At 71.0% G+C, this 12,427-nt stretch carries 17 protein-coding genes; 9 read left to right on the plus strand and 8 right to left on the minus strand.

The window, feature by feature from the left end:
• The first annotated feature begins 4 nt into the window (after positions 1 to 4).
• The 3 genes from ACWEGE_RS11440 to ACWEGE_RS11450 all read left to right on the plus strand — a co-directional run bounded on the left by ACWEGE_RS11440 (position 5) and on the right by ACWEGE_RS11450 (position 1,938).
• On the plus strand, positions 5 to 718 hold the full coding sequence (locus ACWEGE_RS11440; protein ID WP_449660340.1) for an ABC transporter ATP-binding protein: 714 nt from the start codon (positions 5 to 7) through the stop codon (positions 716 to 718).
• Positions 715 to 1,449, plus strand: coding sequence for an ABC transporter permease (locus ACWEGE_RS11445; RefSeq protein ID WP_449660341.1), 735 nt, complete (start codon positions 715 to 717; stop codon positions 1,447 to 1,449). The genes ACWEGE_RS11440 and ACWEGE_RS11445 overlap by 4 nt, the downstream gene beginning before the upstream one ends.
• A 96-nt stretch (positions 1,450 to 1,545) precedes the next feature.
• Positions 1,546 to 1,938, plus strand: coding sequence for an SCO5389 family protein (locus ACWEGE_RS11450; protein ID WP_370969812.1), 393 nt, complete (start codon positions 1,546 to 1,548; stop codon positions 1,936 to 1,938).
• Here the strand turns inward: ACWEGE_RS11450 and ACWEGE_RS11455 are convergent.
• The 3 genes from ACWEGE_RS11455 to ACWEGE_RS11465 are packed head-to-tail and all read right to left on the minus strand — an operon-like array spanning position 1,907 to position 4,124.
• Complete coding sequence (locus tag ACWEGE_RS11455; protein ID WP_449660342.1) at positions 1,907 to 2,920, minus strand: LLM class flavin-dependent oxidoreductase; 1,014 nt, start codon at positions 2,918 to 2,920, stop codon at positions 1,907 to 1,909. The two genes, ACWEGE_RS11450 and ACWEGE_RS11455, sit on opposite strands and share 32 nt — an antisense overlap.
• A complete protein-coding gene (locus ACWEGE_RS11460) occupies positions 2,893 to 3,048 on the minus strand; it encodes a hypothetical protein (protein ID WP_086853103.1) in 156 nt (51 codons plus the stop codon). Before ACWEGE_RS11460 ends, ACWEGE_RS11455 begins: the two co-directional genes overlap by 28 nt.
• Positions 3,048 to 4,124, minus strand: a complete 1,077-nt coding sequence (locus ACWEGE_RS11465; protein ID WP_449660343.1) for a class E sortase — start codon at positions 4,122 to 4,124, stop codon at positions 3,048 to 3,050. The genes ACWEGE_RS11460 and ACWEGE_RS11465 overlap by 1 nt, the downstream gene beginning before the upstream one ends.
• A 186-nt stretch (positions 4,125 to 4,310) precedes the next feature.
• On the opposite strand from ACWEGE_RS11465, the gene crgA reads away from it, so the two are divergent.
• Both crgA and ACWEGE_RS11475 read left to right on the plus strand, forming a co-directional pair.
• Entirely contained in the window at positions 4,311 to 4,577 is a 267-nt protein-coding gene (gene crgA / locus ACWEGE_RS11470) for a cell division protein CrgA (protein ID WP_043787021.1), read from the plus strand.
• 112 nt (positions 4,578 to 4,689) lie between these two features.
• Positions 4,690 to 5,067, plus strand: coding sequence for a PH domain-containing protein (locus ACWEGE_RS11475; protein ID WP_449660344.1), 378 nt, complete (start codon positions 4,690 to 4,692; stop codon positions 5,065 to 5,067).
• On the opposite strand, the gene ACWEGE_RS11480 is transcribed toward ACWEGE_RS11475, so the two are convergent.
• Positions 5,064 to 6,017, minus strand: a complete 954-nt coding sequence (locus tag ACWEGE_RS11480; protein ID WP_449660345.1) for a rhomboid family intramembrane serine protease — start codon at positions 6,015 to 6,017, stop codon at positions 5,064 to 5,066. The genes ACWEGE_RS11475 and ACWEGE_RS11480 overlap by 4 nt on opposite strands.
• A 38-nt stretch (positions 6,018 to 6,055) precedes the next feature.
• Positions 6,056 to 6,574 (minus strand): peptidylprolyl isomerase, encoded by a 519-nt coding sequence (locus tag ACWEGE_RS11485; RefSeq protein WP_176173816.1) that lies wholly within the window; start codon positions 6,572 to 6,574, stop codon positions 6,056 to 6,058.
• A 90-nt stretch (positions 6,575 to 6,664) separates the two neighbouring features.
• On the opposite strand from ACWEGE_RS11485, the gene ACWEGE_RS11490 reads away from it, so the two are divergent.
• On the plus strand, positions 6,665 to 7,201 hold the full coding sequence (locus ACWEGE_RS11490) for a hypothetical protein (RefSeq protein WP_449660346.1): 537 nt from the start codon (positions 6,665 to 6,667) through the stop codon (positions 7,199 to 7,201).
• A gap of 64 nt (positions 7,202 to 7,265) precedes the next feature.
• On the opposite strand, the gene ACWEGE_RS11495 is transcribed toward ACWEGE_RS11490, so the two are convergent.
• Together ACWEGE_RS11495 and ACWEGE_RS11500 are read right to left on the minus strand one after the other, a co-directional pair.
• Entirely contained in the window at positions 7,266 to 7,718 is a 453-nt protein-coding gene (locus ACWEGE_RS11495; RefSeq protein ID WP_449660347.1) for a DUF6918 family protein, read from the minus strand.
• Between the two features lie 146 nt (positions 7,719 to 7,864).
• Positions 7,865 to 8,395: a DUF2020 domain-containing protein gene (locus tag ACWEGE_RS11500; protein WP_449660348.1), complete on the minus strand. Its 531-nt coding sequence runs from the start codon at positions 8,393 to 8,395 to the stop codon at positions 7,865 to 7,867.
• 82 nt (positions 8,396 to 8,477) lie between these two features.
• Here ACWEGE_RS11500 and ACWEGE_RS11505 point away from each other — a divergent pair, with 82 nt between their 5' ends.
• The 3 genes from ACWEGE_RS11505 to ACWEGE_RS11515 are packed head-to-tail and all read left to right on the plus strand — an operon-like array spanning position 8,478 to position 11,204.
• A complete protein-coding gene (locus tag ACWEGE_RS11505; RefSeq protein WP_449660349.1) occupies positions 8,478 to 9,128 on the plus strand; it encodes a hypothetical protein in 651 nt (216 codons plus the stop codon).
• Position 9,129: 1 nt separating this feature from the next.
• Positions 9,130 to 9,768 (plus strand): pyridoxine/pyridoxamine 5'-phosphate oxidase, encoded by a 639-nt coding sequence (locus tag ACWEGE_RS11510; protein ID WP_449660350.1) that lies wholly within the window; start codon positions 9,130 to 9,132, stop codon positions 9,766 to 9,768.
• A gap of 44 nt (positions 9,769 to 9,812) precedes the next feature.
• Positions 9,813 to 11,204: an alpha/beta fold hydrolase gene (locus tag ACWEGE_RS11515; RefSeq protein ID WP_449660351.1), complete on the plus strand. Its 1,392-nt coding sequence runs from the start codon at positions 9,813 to 9,815 to the stop codon at positions 11,202 to 11,204.
• On the opposite strand, the gene ACWEGE_RS11520 is transcribed toward ACWEGE_RS11515, so the two are convergent.
• Positions 11,188 to 12,411 (minus strand): cytochrome P450, encoded by a 1,224-nt coding sequence (locus tag ACWEGE_RS11520; protein WP_449660352.1) that lies wholly within the window; start codon positions 12,409 to 12,411, stop codon positions 11,188 to 11,190. The genes ACWEGE_RS11515 and ACWEGE_RS11520 overlap by 17 nt on opposite strands.
• Positions 12,412 to 12,427: the final 16 nt, after the last annotated feature.

Raw genomic sequence — 12,427 nt, forward strand, 5'->3', positions numbered from 1 at the left:
AGCCATGCCACTCATCGAAGTCACCGACCTCCGCAAGCGCTACGGCTCCCGGGTCGCGGTCGACGGCGTTTCGTTCACCGTCGAGCGCGGCGAAATCTTCGGCATCCTCGGCACCAACGGCGCCGGGAAGACCACCACCGTCGAATGCCTCCAGGGCCTCCGCCACGCCGACGGCGGCACGATCTCCGTGCTCGGCCTGGACCCGGCGGCCGACCACGCCGAGCTGACCCGCCGCGTCGGCGTCCAGCTGCAGGAAAGCCGGCTGCCCGCGAAGCTGCGGGTGCGCGAGGCGCTGGAGCTGTTCGCGTCCTTCTACCCCGAGTCCGCCGACATCGACGTCCTGCTCGACCGGCTCGGCCTCCGCGAGCACGCCCGCAGCTGCTTCGGAAAGCTGTCGGGCGGCCAGAAGCAGCGCGTGTCGATCGCGCTGGCCCTGGTGGGCCAGCCCGAGCTCGCGATCCTCGACGAGCTGACCACCGGGCTCGATCCGCACGCCCGCCGCGAAACGTGGCAGCTCGTCGAAGGCATCCGCGCCGCCGGCGTGACGGTGCTGCTCGTCACCCACTTCATGGACGAGGCCGAACGGCTCTGCGACCGCGTCGCGATCTTCGACGCCGGCCGCGTGGTCGCCACCGGCACCCCGACCGAGCTCCGCGCCGCCGCCGGAGCGTCCACTTTGGACGACGCGTTCGTCTCGCTGACCAGGAGCGCCCGATGAGCACCTTCACCAAGATCACCGCGACCGAAGCGAAGATCTTCCTCCGGACGCCGGTCACGGCGATCGCCGGTCTCCTGCTGCCGTCGGTCCTGCTGCTCGCGATCGGTGCGATCCCGGGCATGACCGAGCCGAGCGAGAAGGCGGGCGGCTACCGGTTCATCGACGCGTGGGTGCCGTCGCTGATCGTCATCACCCTCGCGATGCTGGCGCTGCAGTCGATCCCGGCCGCCGTCGCCACCTACCGCGAGCAGGGCGTGCTGCGCCGGCTGGCCACGACCCCGGTGCACCCGGCGAACCTGCTGGTGGCCCAGCTGGTGATCCACGTCGCGGTGGCGCTGGCCGGCATCGCGCTCGTGCTCGGCGCGGGCCGGGTCGTCTACGACGTCCCGCTGCCCGAGCACCCGCTGATGTTCGCGGTGACGCTGCTGCTCGGGGTGGTTTCGACCTTCTCGCTGGGCCTGATCACGGCTTCGGTCGCGGGTACGGCCAAGAGCGCCGGTGCGCTGGCGATGGTCGTGTTCATCCCGATCATGTTCTTCGGCGGCGTGTACCTGCCGCGCCCGCTGCTGCCGTCGGTGCTGCAGCGGATCGGCGACTACCTCCCGCCGGGCTCGCAGGCCCTGCAGGACACCTGGGTCGGGCCCGGCGTGCAGCCGCTGCAGCTGGCCGCGCTCGCCGCCTTCGCGGTGCTCGGGACGGCGCTGGCGGCCCGGTTGTTCCGCTGGGAGTGACCCTTCCGCCAAAGTGGTGATGATCATCGTTTTCTCTTGTGGGCGGGCCACCCGGCCGGTAGCCAGGAGGGTGGCCCTGCTCAAACTGGAGGTTCGATGTCCCTGGACGTGTCACCCGCGTTGCTGGAGAAGGCCGAGCGCGGGGAGGTCACCGACGCCGAGTTCGTCACCTGCGTCAAGGAATCCCTGCCGTACGCCTGGGAGGTCATCACCGGCGTCATCGCCGACGCCGAGGGCGCGGCGGACGGTTTCGCCGACAACGAGACGCCGCCGCCGAGCGAGGCCGCCCGCGGGCAGCTGCTGCGGGCACTGGCCTCGGACGCGATCCGCGGCGGCCTCGAGCGCCACTTCGGCGTCAAGCTGGCGTTCCAGAACTGCCACCGGGTCGCCGTGTTCAAGAAGTCCGAAGTAGACGGTGACCGCTACCGGGCGTTCGTCTCCCCGCGCGGGCAGCTGCTCAACCAGAGCCCGGAGCTGCGGGACTGCTAGCCCGCAGCGCGGGCAGCACCTCGGTGCCGATCCGCGCGATGTTCTCGAACGTGCCCTCCGGCGTACCCGACGCTTCCACGAGCATCAGCACGTGGGAGACGCCGGTGCGCCGGAGGCTCGTTTCCAGGGTCCGGACGCAGTGGGCGGCGTCCCCGACCGGGTGGATGGCGCACAGCCGTTCGGCGTAGTCCTCGGGATCCTTCTGCGGTCCGGGCCTGCCGTCGACCGTGACGTGGGCACCGAGCCCGTCCGTCAGCCACGGCGGCAGTGCGTTGCGCACCACGCCGGGGTCGCCCACCTGGCAGAGCACGGTCGAGACGTGGTTCGCGGGCTTGCCGTAAGCCGCCACGGTGCCGGCTTTTTCCTCGTCGTCGGCGTGCAGGCCGAGCAGGAGCGGGAGGTCTCTCTCGGCAGCCTGCCGGACGGCAGCCGACCGCGGTCCCCCGCACGCGACGACGACGTCCGGCCGCCGTTCCGGCGCCGGGACCACGGGGACCTCCCGGAAGGCGAAGTGCCTCCCCCGGGCCCCGACGCGGCCGGTGGTGGCGCGCAGGAAGACGTCGAGGGTCTCCTCGAAGCCGGTTTCGTACCGGTCCAGCCCGGTCCCGAAGACCTCGAGGTCCTGCCACGGCCCGCCCCGCCCGACGCCGAGCCGCAGCCGCCCGCCCGAGACGGCGTCGAGCAGCGCCCACTGCTCGGCGAGGGCGACGGGGTGCGTGGTCGACAGGACGCTCACGGCGGTGCCGACCCCGATCCGGGACGTCCGCCCGAGCACGTGCGCGGCGAGGGTGATCGCGGACGGGCAGACGCCGTAGGGCATGAAGTGGTGCTCGGCGAACCAGACGTCGTCGAAGCCGGCTTCTTCGGCCAGCTCGGCCGCGCGAACGGACCGGCGGAGGACGTCGGCGTCCGCCTGGCCGGGGAACCGGCCGCTGACCAGGAAGACGCCGAACCTCAGTTGACCGCGACCTCGTTGAACCACAGCCGCGGCTCCAGCCACGGGAACACCACGAACATCAGCAGCGCGATCACGCCGAGCACCAGCACGACCGAGATCGTCAGCTTCGCCGCGAACGGGCCGGGGAGCTTCCGCCAGATCCAGGCGTACATCAGGCCTCCCCGATCTTCGAGAGCAGGTCGCCGTAGTTCTTGACCTGGTCCTTCGGCACCTGCTGGGTCAGCACCGAGGTGATGATGAGCCGTTCCTTGGCGGAGAACTGCGGGTGGCAGGTGGTGAGGGTGAGCAGTGCGGCCTGCTGGGCCTTCGGCAGCACGTCGGCACCCTTGTACGGGACCGGGTTCACCGCGGTGCCCTGGCTGGGCAGCACGACCTTGCGGCCGAAGGTCTCGTTGTAGGCGCCACCGTCTTCGGCGTTCTGGTCGCGCAGGGTCGAGACGCCCTTGCACTTCGGGTCGGCGCCCTTGCCGCCGGCCCAGTCCTTCACCTCGTCGTCGTAGGGCAGGACCTTGTAGATGTAGAAGTCGGTCGAGGTCTCGATCACGATCTGGTCACAGGAGGAGAGGTTGTCCAGGTCGTTGAACGGGGCACCCTTGCCGACGCGGTGGCCGGCGACGGCGAAGTTGCCGGGCTCGCCGGGCAGCGACGTGCCCTTGTAGTGGCCGGGGCCGACCTCGAGGGCGGCGTCGTCGGTGCCTTCCTGGATGGTGAAGTTGTAGTCGACGCCGAAGCTGGGGATGTGGATGCGGGCGAACGCCTTGCCGTCGATCAGCTCGGGGTGCAGCGTGCGGTCGTGCGCCCACTCGCCGTCGAGCTGGTCGCTCGCCTCGGACTGCTTGCCCGCCGAGAACAGGTCGGTCACGTAGAGCTCGTAGACCATGAACAACAGCACGACCAGGCCCAGCGTGATGAGGATTTCGCCGGCCGTCCGGATGGCGACGCCGCCCTTGCCGAGCGGCGGGGCGGTCTTCTCCTTGGTCGCCGTGCCGCCCTTGCCGACCGGGGCGAAGACGATCGTCTCGTCGTTGGCGCCGGGCGGCGGGGGCGGGCTGGTGTAGCGGCGGGACGGCGGGCCCTGCGGCCGCCGCGGCGGCTGCCCCTGGGGGCCGCGCTGGGGCTGGCGGGGCGGCACCTGGCCGCGCGGGGGCGTGGCCGGGCGACGCGGGGGCGTAGGCCGCTGACCGGGGTATCTGCGCCGGTCGTCATCCGGTCCTTCGCGCGTAGTCACGCAAGCTCCTCTCAAGCCGCGTCCAACACTTGGTGACCCCGACGTCACGGTACGGGAAATCCGACCACTCCCGGCCGCTGCTTTCCTGCGGTCGTTTACGTTAACGTGTGCACGTGGCGCCGGTTGCGCACCCTCAGCGGGACATCGCCACCAGACGAGCCCGAAGAGCACCGCGAGGAACACACGATGCCCAAGTCCAAGGTCCGCAAGAAGACCGCTTACACCCCGCCCGCCGACCGGCGCACGCCGGTGAAGGTGCGGGCCGCCGGCCCGACCGGTCTGGCCTGGAAGATCCCGATGTTCGGGCTGATGCTGCTCGGGCTGGTGTGGCTGCTGGTCAACTACATCGCCGGGGACAAGATCTCCTGGATGGCCGACCTGGGCAACTGGAACTTCGCCGGCGGGTTCGCGCTGATGATCGCGGGTCTGCTCATGACGATGCGCTGGCGCTGATTATTACTCCGAACAGCGGCTTGACGTCGAATTACAGCGGTGTGACTCATCCCCAGTGTGGATAACCCCTGTGGATAACTACCCCACCTCCTGGGCCCCTCGTCAGGCCGTTGTGGTATCGGCCTGGGCGGTCACCGCGTTGCTGCTGGTCGGCGTGGTGACCGACGCGCTGACCGGCGACCGCGGCGGGCTGGTGCTGTTCGCGCTGGCGGCCGTCGCCGTCGGCGCGTTCGCCGCCCACGCGACGATCGTCCGCCCCCGGCTGGCCGCGGACGCCGAGGGCCTGGTCGCCCGGACCCTGGGCGGCACGCACCGGCTGCCGTGGGCGCAGACGCGCACCCGGCTGCGCACCACCCGCCGGATGGGCCGCGACGGCGTCACGCTCGAAATCGAGCACGACGAGCAGCTGTACGTCTTCGGGTGGCTCGACCTCGGCGAAGACCCGCGGGACGTCCTGGACGTCCTCAGCACGCTGCGGGCGCGCGGCTAGGCGCAGAAGTAGGTCGGGATACCCCGGTACGGGACGAAGCCGCAGTTCACCGCCGCGTACTGGCCGGACTGGTAAGCCAGCAGCCCGACGATCGCCAGGACGATGATCGTGAGCCCCACCGCCTGCCAGCGCACCTGGTTGACCTGCGGCGCGTAGAGCAGGGCGACGGTGACCAGTGCCCCGGTGACCAGGCCGCCGACGTGCGCGTAGATGGAGATGCCCGAGATGCCGAAGGTGATGAAGGCGTTCAGCGCGAGGGTGATGATCAACCCGGTCGGGTTCAACCGCAGCTTCACCACGATCACCGCGTAGGCCCCCATCAGGCCGAACAGCGCGCCGGACGCGCCGGCCGTCCGCGATTGGGGGTCGTCGAAGAGCAGGACCGCGGCGGACGCGCCGAGCATCGAGATGAAGTAGAGCGCGAGGTAGCGGCCGCGGCCGCAGATCTGCTCCAGGGCGCTGCCCATCATCCACAGCGAGAACATGTTGACCGCGATGTGGATCGGCCCGTAGTGCAGGAACCCGTTGGTGAAGACCCGCCACCACTCGCCGTGGCCCAGTGTCGCGTCGACGTAGAGGCTGCCGCGCTGGAAGGCGTCCGAGAAGTCGTTGTCGTTGAGGCTCTGGGCCTGGAAGACGGTGAAGAGGAAGACCAGGACGTTCACCGCGAGGATGACCTGGGTGACCAGCACCGACTGGGAGAGGCGCGCGCCGAAGACGGTGCGCTGGCCGAAGCCGGCTTCCTGGTAGCCGCGGTGCTGGCGGCGCTGCTCCTGGCCGCCCGCGTGCACGCAGTCGGTGCACTGGAAGCCGACGGGGGCCTCGCGGAGGCAATCCGGGCACGCCGGACGCCCGCACCGGGAACAGCTCAGCCCGGTCGGGCGGTTGGGGTGCCACCAGCACCCGGGCAGCGCGGCTTGCTCGGCGGCGGGGTTCGGCGGTTGGTTCACGATGAGACCAACCTACCGAAACCCGCGTCGGCCGGCCGTCAGTGCTCGATGCTGACCTTTTCGATCACGATGTCGGTCAGCGGGCGGTCCGCCGGCCCCGTCGCGGTGCGGGCGATCGCGTCGACGACGTTGCGCGACTCCTGGTCGGCCACCTCGCCGAAGATCGTGTGCCGGAAGTTCAGGTGGGTGGTCGGCGCGACGGTGATGAAGAACTGCGAGCCGTTCGTGCCGGGCCCGGCGTTGGCCATGGCCAGCAGGTACGGCTTGCTGAACTGCAGCTCCGGGTGGAACTCGTCGCCGAACTTGTAGCCGGGGCCGCCACGGCCGGTGCCGGTCGGGTCGCCGCCCTGCAGCATGAAGCCGTCGATGACCCGGTGGAAGATCGACCCGTCGTAGAAGGGCCCGGAGTTCGTCCCCGCCGCGTTCGGCTGGGTGTACTCCTTGGTGCCTTCCGCCAGCCCGACGAAGTTCGCGACCGTCTTGGGCGCGTGGTCCGGGAGCAGGTTGAGGTGGATGTCACCCTGGTTGGTGTGCAGCGTAGCTTTCACGGAAGCCATCGTGCCATCTGCGGGCGGGCGGCGCGGAAAAGGGGCACGATAGGTTACGGGTAACAGAGCAGCGTCAAAACGAATGATGAGGTGAAGCCCATGTCCCGGGCGACAGCCCAGGCCGTCGAGACCGCCGACAAACTCGTCACCGAGGGTGTCAAGCAGGGGCGGCGCGCGCAGAAGAAGCTCGCGAAGAAGACGGAACTGACCCGCAAGGAGCTCAAGAAGAGCTCGAAGGCCGCTCGCCAGGAGGCGCTCGCGCGCCTGTCCGAGCTGCGCAAGCCGGGTCGCAAGGCGAAGAAGGCCGCCATCAAGGCCGCGAAGGCGGCCGGCGAGTCGAAGCGCCGCGGCAAGAAGGACTTCAAGGCGGCGAAGAAGGACTTCTACGCCGCTGTGTCCGAGGCCAAGTCGGCCGCCAAGGGCACCCGCAGCCGCCGCAAGTGGCCGTGGCTGCTGGGCCTGGTCGTGGTCGGCGCGGGCGCCGCCTACGTCCTCCGCTCGAAGCAGGAACCCCCGGTTGCGCCCGCGCCGCCGAAGGCCACCCCGCCCGCGCCGAAGCCCGCCGAACCGGCGAAGCCGGCCGCGCAGGCGAACGGCAAGGCACCGTCCGCGGCGCCGGCCGAAAAGAAGAACTGAACACCACGCGAAGAGGCCCCCGGGGGTGCAACCGGGGGCCTCTTCAGTGTGCTTGGAAAACCGATCAGACGGCGGCGGCGTGCTTGTCGATCAGCTGGCCGAGCCGCGGCAGCGCCTCTTCGACGTTCTTCTTGCCGTTCGGGCGCAGCTTCGAGTAGACCTTCTTGATGCTGTCGCGGCTGCTCTTCTCGGCGCGCGAGTCGGTGACGCTCAGCAGCGCGTCGGAAGCCTCGTCCGAGCGGCTGGACAGGTAGGCGCCGAAGTCGTTGCCGCCCTTGGCCCGGTAGTCGCCGTAGAACGGCTCGAGCGCGGAGGCGAAGTCCGGCAGCAGCGTGTCGACGGCCGAGGGGATGATGCCCGGCTTGATCTTCTTGACCGCGGCGAAGCCGGTCTTCACGACGGCACCCGAAACGCCGCCCTTGTCGGAGACCTCGGCGTCGACGAGGCTCTCGAAGTCGGAGACGACAGCCGGGCGACGGCCGGAGTCGAGCAGGATTTCCTTGAGGGTGTCAGCCACGAATCTTGTCCTTTGTCCTTGCAGAGTTGGTGCCCCGCCCCGGGGTGGGGGTCCCCGGCGGCTGCGGTGCGCGAGTCCACGAAGCCTGCGCGTGACGCACAGGGTAATACAAGATCAACATCACTCACCCGTGTGGAGGTCGCTACCTAGAGCTTCAGGGTGGAGATAGTCTCCTTGACCACTTTGCGTGCCTTCACGCTCTGTTTCTGGTTCGTGGTCGCGATGACCGCCGTGGCCCCCTTCGCCACCGCGTAGACGGCGCCGTCGTCGGTCGACAAATAGCCTCCCTTCCAGCCGGAAGGGTCGCTCGCCGGGTTGGACGAGTCGAGCGGCGCCGCTTTGTTGACCAGCGCCGTCGCCGTCTTCGCGTCCCCGACGTAGACACGGACGGTGAGCTGGATCTTCCCGTCCGGGCGATAGAAGAAGCACGCCGGGTGCGGCTGGTCGGCCGACACGCGCACCTTCGACACGTGCTGGCCGTTCGAGTCGGCCACGAATTCGCTGCCGAGGTACGGGCAGTCCTCCGTCGCACCCGGCTGGGGGTCCGGCGGCAGGCTGCCGGTGCCGGCCGCGGTGGACGCGGACGGCGGGCTGGGTGCCGCGGTGCCGGTCACGATGGTGGCGCTGCAGCCGGCCAGCAGGGCCACGGCCGGCGCGAGAAGTACGAGTCGTCGCATAGCGCGGACAGTCAACCACGAAGCATGTGTGGAAACCGCTGGCTGACGCCGGCGTGACGGCCGCGCGTGCGACGATGGGGACGTGCTCACCCCCGAGCAGTACCTCGGCGCGATGGCCGAGCGCATCCAGCGGGCCGGTGGCCGGCTGAACACGGTGCAGATCGGCCCGGCCACGGCCGTCGTCGGGCTGTTCACCGAGTCGGTCCTGCTCTCGACGATGAACTACTGCGTGGTCGCGGCCGCCGTTCCCGAGGTCACCGCGGCGGCGCTGTACGACTTCACCGGCCGCGCCACCCAGCACGCCCGCGCGAACCTGGTCGGCAGCGTGGGCTGGACGGCGGCGTCGGTCGTCATCGCCGGGCTCGTCGGCGGCCGGGTGTACCCGGACGCCGCGCAGGCGGCGTCGGCGAAGTCCGGCAACCAGTTCGGCGGCGAGACGCGGATGGTCGCGGTGGACCTCTCGGCCGGGCAGCTGTACGCGTTCGTCGGCGGCAAGCTCTGGGGTGCCGCGGTGCAGGGTTCGGTCAACGCCAAGCTGACGTACTGCTTCCCGCAGCCCGCCGAGGTCTACCAGCAGGTGCAGTGGCAGCAGGCCCAGCAGCAGCCGCAGCACCCGATGCCTCCGCCCGCGCCGCAGGTGCCGCCCCCGCCGTACGCCGGCCCGGCCGGTCCGCAGCCGCCGGTCTACCCACCACCGGGGCACGCGCCCCAGCAGGGTCCGTACGGTTACTGACATGGTGCAGTTGCGCGGCTGGCCGTCGTTCCCCGAAGAGCTCCCCGGGTTCACGCCGGAAACGGCGCCGCCGGATCCGCAGGCGCTGTTCCTCGAGTGGCTGACCGAAGCCGGCGAGCACGTGCTGGCACCGCACGCCGTCACGCTGTCCACAGTGGATGCCGCTGGCGCGCCCGACGCGCGCGTGGTGATCCTGAAGGACGTCGGCCCCGGCGGCTGGGCGGTCGCGACCAGCTCGGAAAGCCCGAAGGGCGTGCAGCTGCGCAAGGACCCGCGGGCCGCGCTGACGTTCTTCTGGCCCGGCCGGGGCCGCCAGGTGCGGCTGCGCGGCCCGGTCTCCCCCGCCGCGCCCGATGTGTCGGCGGCGGACTTCCTCGCGCGGCCGCCGGCGTCGCGCGTGGAGGCGTTCATCGGGCACCAGTCCCAGGTGCTGCACGATCCGGCGGACCTCGAAGCGGCGGCCGCGGAGGCGCGGCGCTGGGTCGAGGCCAACCCGGACGCGGCGCCGGAAACCTGGACGCGGTACCTCGTGGACCCGGACGAGGTCGAGTTCTGGCAGGCCGACCACGACCGGCGGCACGTCCGGCTGCGGTACCGGAAGTCCGGCGACGGCTGGGTCCGCGAGCGGCTCTGGCCCTGATCGGGGGTATGCGCGCTCGGCTCGGGTGTGCGCATGATGCACCCATGCGCTCGAAGATCCTGACCGCCGGGCTGGTCCTGGCGCTGACTGCCGCACTCGGGGGTGTGGCCGCGGCCGACGCGCGTCCTGGGGGACGACCGGAGCTGGCGGATCCGCACCCGTGTCCCGGACAACCGGGCTTCACGTGCTCGACCCTGACCGTCCCGCTCGACCACACCGGCCGTGTGCCGGGCACGCTCGCCTTGCCCGTGGCCACCGCGGACAACGCGGACGCGCCCAAGGGCGTCCTGCTGTTCCTCACCGGCGGCCCCGGCCAGGGCGGCGTCGGCACCATCACGCGGATCGCCCGGCAGCGGCTGCCGGAGGTCGCGCGGGACTACCGGATCGTCATGCTCGACCAGCGCGGCACCGGGCCGTCGGGGGCGTTGCAGTGTCCGGGCCTGCAGGCGGAGATGGGCAGCTCGGACATCGCGACGCCGTCGGCCGGCGCGGTGCAGGAGTGCGCGCGCATCCTCGGTGACACGGCACCGCTGTACTCGACCGACCAGAGCGTGGCGGACTTCGACCGGCTTCGGCAGGCGCTGGGCGTGCCGAAGCTGGTCGTCGACGGCGTCTCGTACGGCTCGTTCACGGCGGCGCGGTATGCGATCGCGCATCCGGGTCACGTCAGCAAGGTCATCCTCGATTCGGTGCTGCCGCACCACGCCTCGGCGTCGGCGTCGCTGTACCTGACCGGCATGACGGCGGAGGCGCGCGTGCTGCGCGCGGCGTGCGCGGTGGCCCCGGCGTGCGGTTTCGACCCGGCCGACGACCTGGCGTGGGTGGTCCGCCACCGCGGCACGGCGGACGGGGTGCGGATCTTCGACACCGTGGTGTCGTACGAATTCGCCGACCCGACCTACCGCAACCCGGCGGCCGGCGACCTCATCGGCGCGCTGCACGAAGCCCGCGGCGGCGCCCCGGCCCGCTTGGACGGCCTGCTGGAGGCGTACAAGTCCGGCGGCGACGACCCGGCGTCGTTCAGCGCCGGCCTCCACGCGGCCACGCTCTGCGCGGACGGCCGGTTCCCGTGGGGTTCCGCGGCGACGCCGCTCGCGCTCCGCCGCCCGCTGCTGTCGCTGGCCTCCCGCGCGCTGCCGGAGTCGGCGACCTGGCCGTACACGAGCGGGGTCGCGACGCAGCAGGGGTTCATCCAGAGCTGCCTGCCGTGGCCGGCGGAACGCCCCGGCTCGAACCCGGCCGGGTCGCTGCCGGACGTCCCGGTGCTGCTGCTCAACGGCGACCGGGACCTGTCGACGCCGATGGAGTGGGCGCGCGAGGAAGCGGCCCGTGCCCCGCGCGGCGAGCTGGTGATCGTGCCGGGCGAGTCGCACTCGATCCAGAACCGCGAGCGCGGCCACGCGGGACGGGACGCGGTGATCAGCTTCCTGCGGTGAGGGAGGCCAATTCGGTCCAGGTGACCGGCAGCTCGTGGACGCCGTAGATGTTCATGTCCGTGCGCAGCTTCACCTCCTCGGCCGGGACCGCCAGCGCCAGGGTCGGGAAGCGGCGCAGCAGGCCTTCGAACCCGGCGCGCATCTCGATGCGGGCCAGCTGCTGGCCGAGGCACTGGTGGACGCCGTGGCCGAAGGACAGCAGGCCGCGGGCGTTGCGGTGGATGTCCAGCGTGTCGGGGTTTTCGAAGCGCCGGGGGTCGCGGTTGGCGGCCAGCAGCGAGACGACGACCGTCGAGCCCTTGGTGATCGTTTCGCCGCCGAGCTCGAGGTCCTCCGTGGCGTAGCGGAAGAAGATGTCGGCCACGGACAGGTAGCGCAGCAGTTCCTCCACCGCGCCCGGCAGCAGCTGCGCGTCGGCGGTCAGCTCGGCGCGCTGCCCGGGGTGCTCCAGCAGTGCGAACGTGCCCAGTGACAGCATGTTCGCCGTCGTCTCGTGGCCCGCGAGCAGCAGCAGGAACGCCGCGCCGGTCAGTTCTTCGATGGCCAGGTCGTCGTGGCGGGCCAGGTCGGACAGGATGTCCTCGCCCGGCTCGGCGCGCTTGGCCGTGACCAGTTCGGTCAGGTACGTGTTCAGCGCGATGTACGCGCCCATCTTCTCCTCGAGCGTCTGCTCCCGGAGCATGAACTGGGCCGAGTTCGCCTGGAACGTGCCCCGGTCCGCGTAGGGCACGCCGAGCAGCTCGCAGATCACCAGCGACGGCACCGGGAGCGCGAACTCCTTGACCAGGTCGACCGGCGGGGCCAGCCGCGCCAGGTGGTCCAGCTGCTGCTCGACGACCTCGGCGATGCGCTCTTCCAGCTGCTTCATCCGCTTGACGGTGAAGGCGCCGGTGAGCTTGCGGCGCAGCCGGGTGTGGTCGGGCGGGTCCATCGCGATGAACATGCCCGGCAGCTGCGGGGACGGCTCGGTGGCGGCGGGCATGCCCGTCTCGTACGGCACGTGGATGACGTCGAGGTCCAGCCGGGAGCTGAACCGCGTGTCCGCCATCATCTGCCGGACCTCTTCGTAGCCGGTGACGAGCCAGCCTTCGTGCCCGTCGGGGAAGACCAGCGGGCTGACCGGGCGGGTGTCGCGCAGCCGGGCGAGCGCGCTCGGCGGGTCGAAGGGTCCCGCGTCGCGGTCCATGGGGAGTCCGTGCTGGCTCATCGGGTTTCCTTTCGTG

The sequence above is a fragment of the Amycolatopsis sp. NPDC004747 genome, from assembly GCF_053601335.1.

What these genes read in the sequence shown, in the direction of transcription:
- ACWEGE_RS11440 (WP_449660340.1), top strand. Translation starts at nt 5, where the DNA reads ATGCCACTCATCGAAGTCACCGACCTCCGCAAGCGCTACGGCTCCCGG.
- ACWEGE_RS11445 (WP_449660341.1), top strand. Translation starts at nt 715, where the DNA reads ATGAGCACCTTCACCAAGATCACCGCGACCGAAGCGAAGATCTTCCTC.
- ACWEGE_RS11450 (WP_370969812.1), top strand. Translation starts at nt 1,546, where the DNA reads ATGTCCCTGGACGTGTCACCCGCGTTGCTGGAGAAGGCCGAGCGCGGG.
- ACWEGE_RS11460 (WP_086853103.1), bottom strand. Translation starts at nt 3,048, where the DNA reads ATGTACGCCTGGATCTGGCGGAAGCTCCCCGGCCCGTTCGCGGCGAAG.
- crgA (WP_043787021.1), top strand. Translation starts at nt 4,311, where the DNA reads ATGCCCAAGTCCAAGGTCCGCAAGAAGACCGCTTACACCCCGCCCGCC.
- ACWEGE_RS11485 (WP_176173816.1), bottom strand. Translation starts at nt 6,574, where the DNA reads ATGGCTTCCGTGAAAGCTACGCTGCACACCAACCAGGGTGACATCCAC.
- ACWEGE_RS11490 (WP_449660346.1), top strand. Translation starts at nt 6,665, where the DNA reads ATGTCCCGGGCGACAGCCCAGGCCGTCGAGACCGCCGACAAACTCGTC.
- ACWEGE_RS11500 (WP_449660348.1), bottom strand. Translation starts at nt 8,395, where the DNA reads ATGCGACGACTCGTACTTCTCGCGCCGGCCGTGGCCCTGCTGGCCGGC.
- ACWEGE_RS11510 (WP_449660350.1), top strand. Translation starts at nt 9,130, where the DNA reads ATGGTGCAGTTGCGCGGCTGGCCGTCGTTCCCCGAAGAGCTCCCCGGG.
- ACWEGE_RS11515 (WP_449660351.1), top strand. Translation starts at nt 9,813, where the DNA reads ATGCGCTCGAAGATCCTGACCGCCGGGCTGGTCCTGGCGCTGACTGCC.
- ACWEGE_RS11520 (WP_449660352.1), bottom strand. Translation starts at nt 12,411, where the DNA reads ATGAGCCAGCACGGACTCCCCATGGACCGCGACGCGGGACCCTTCGAC.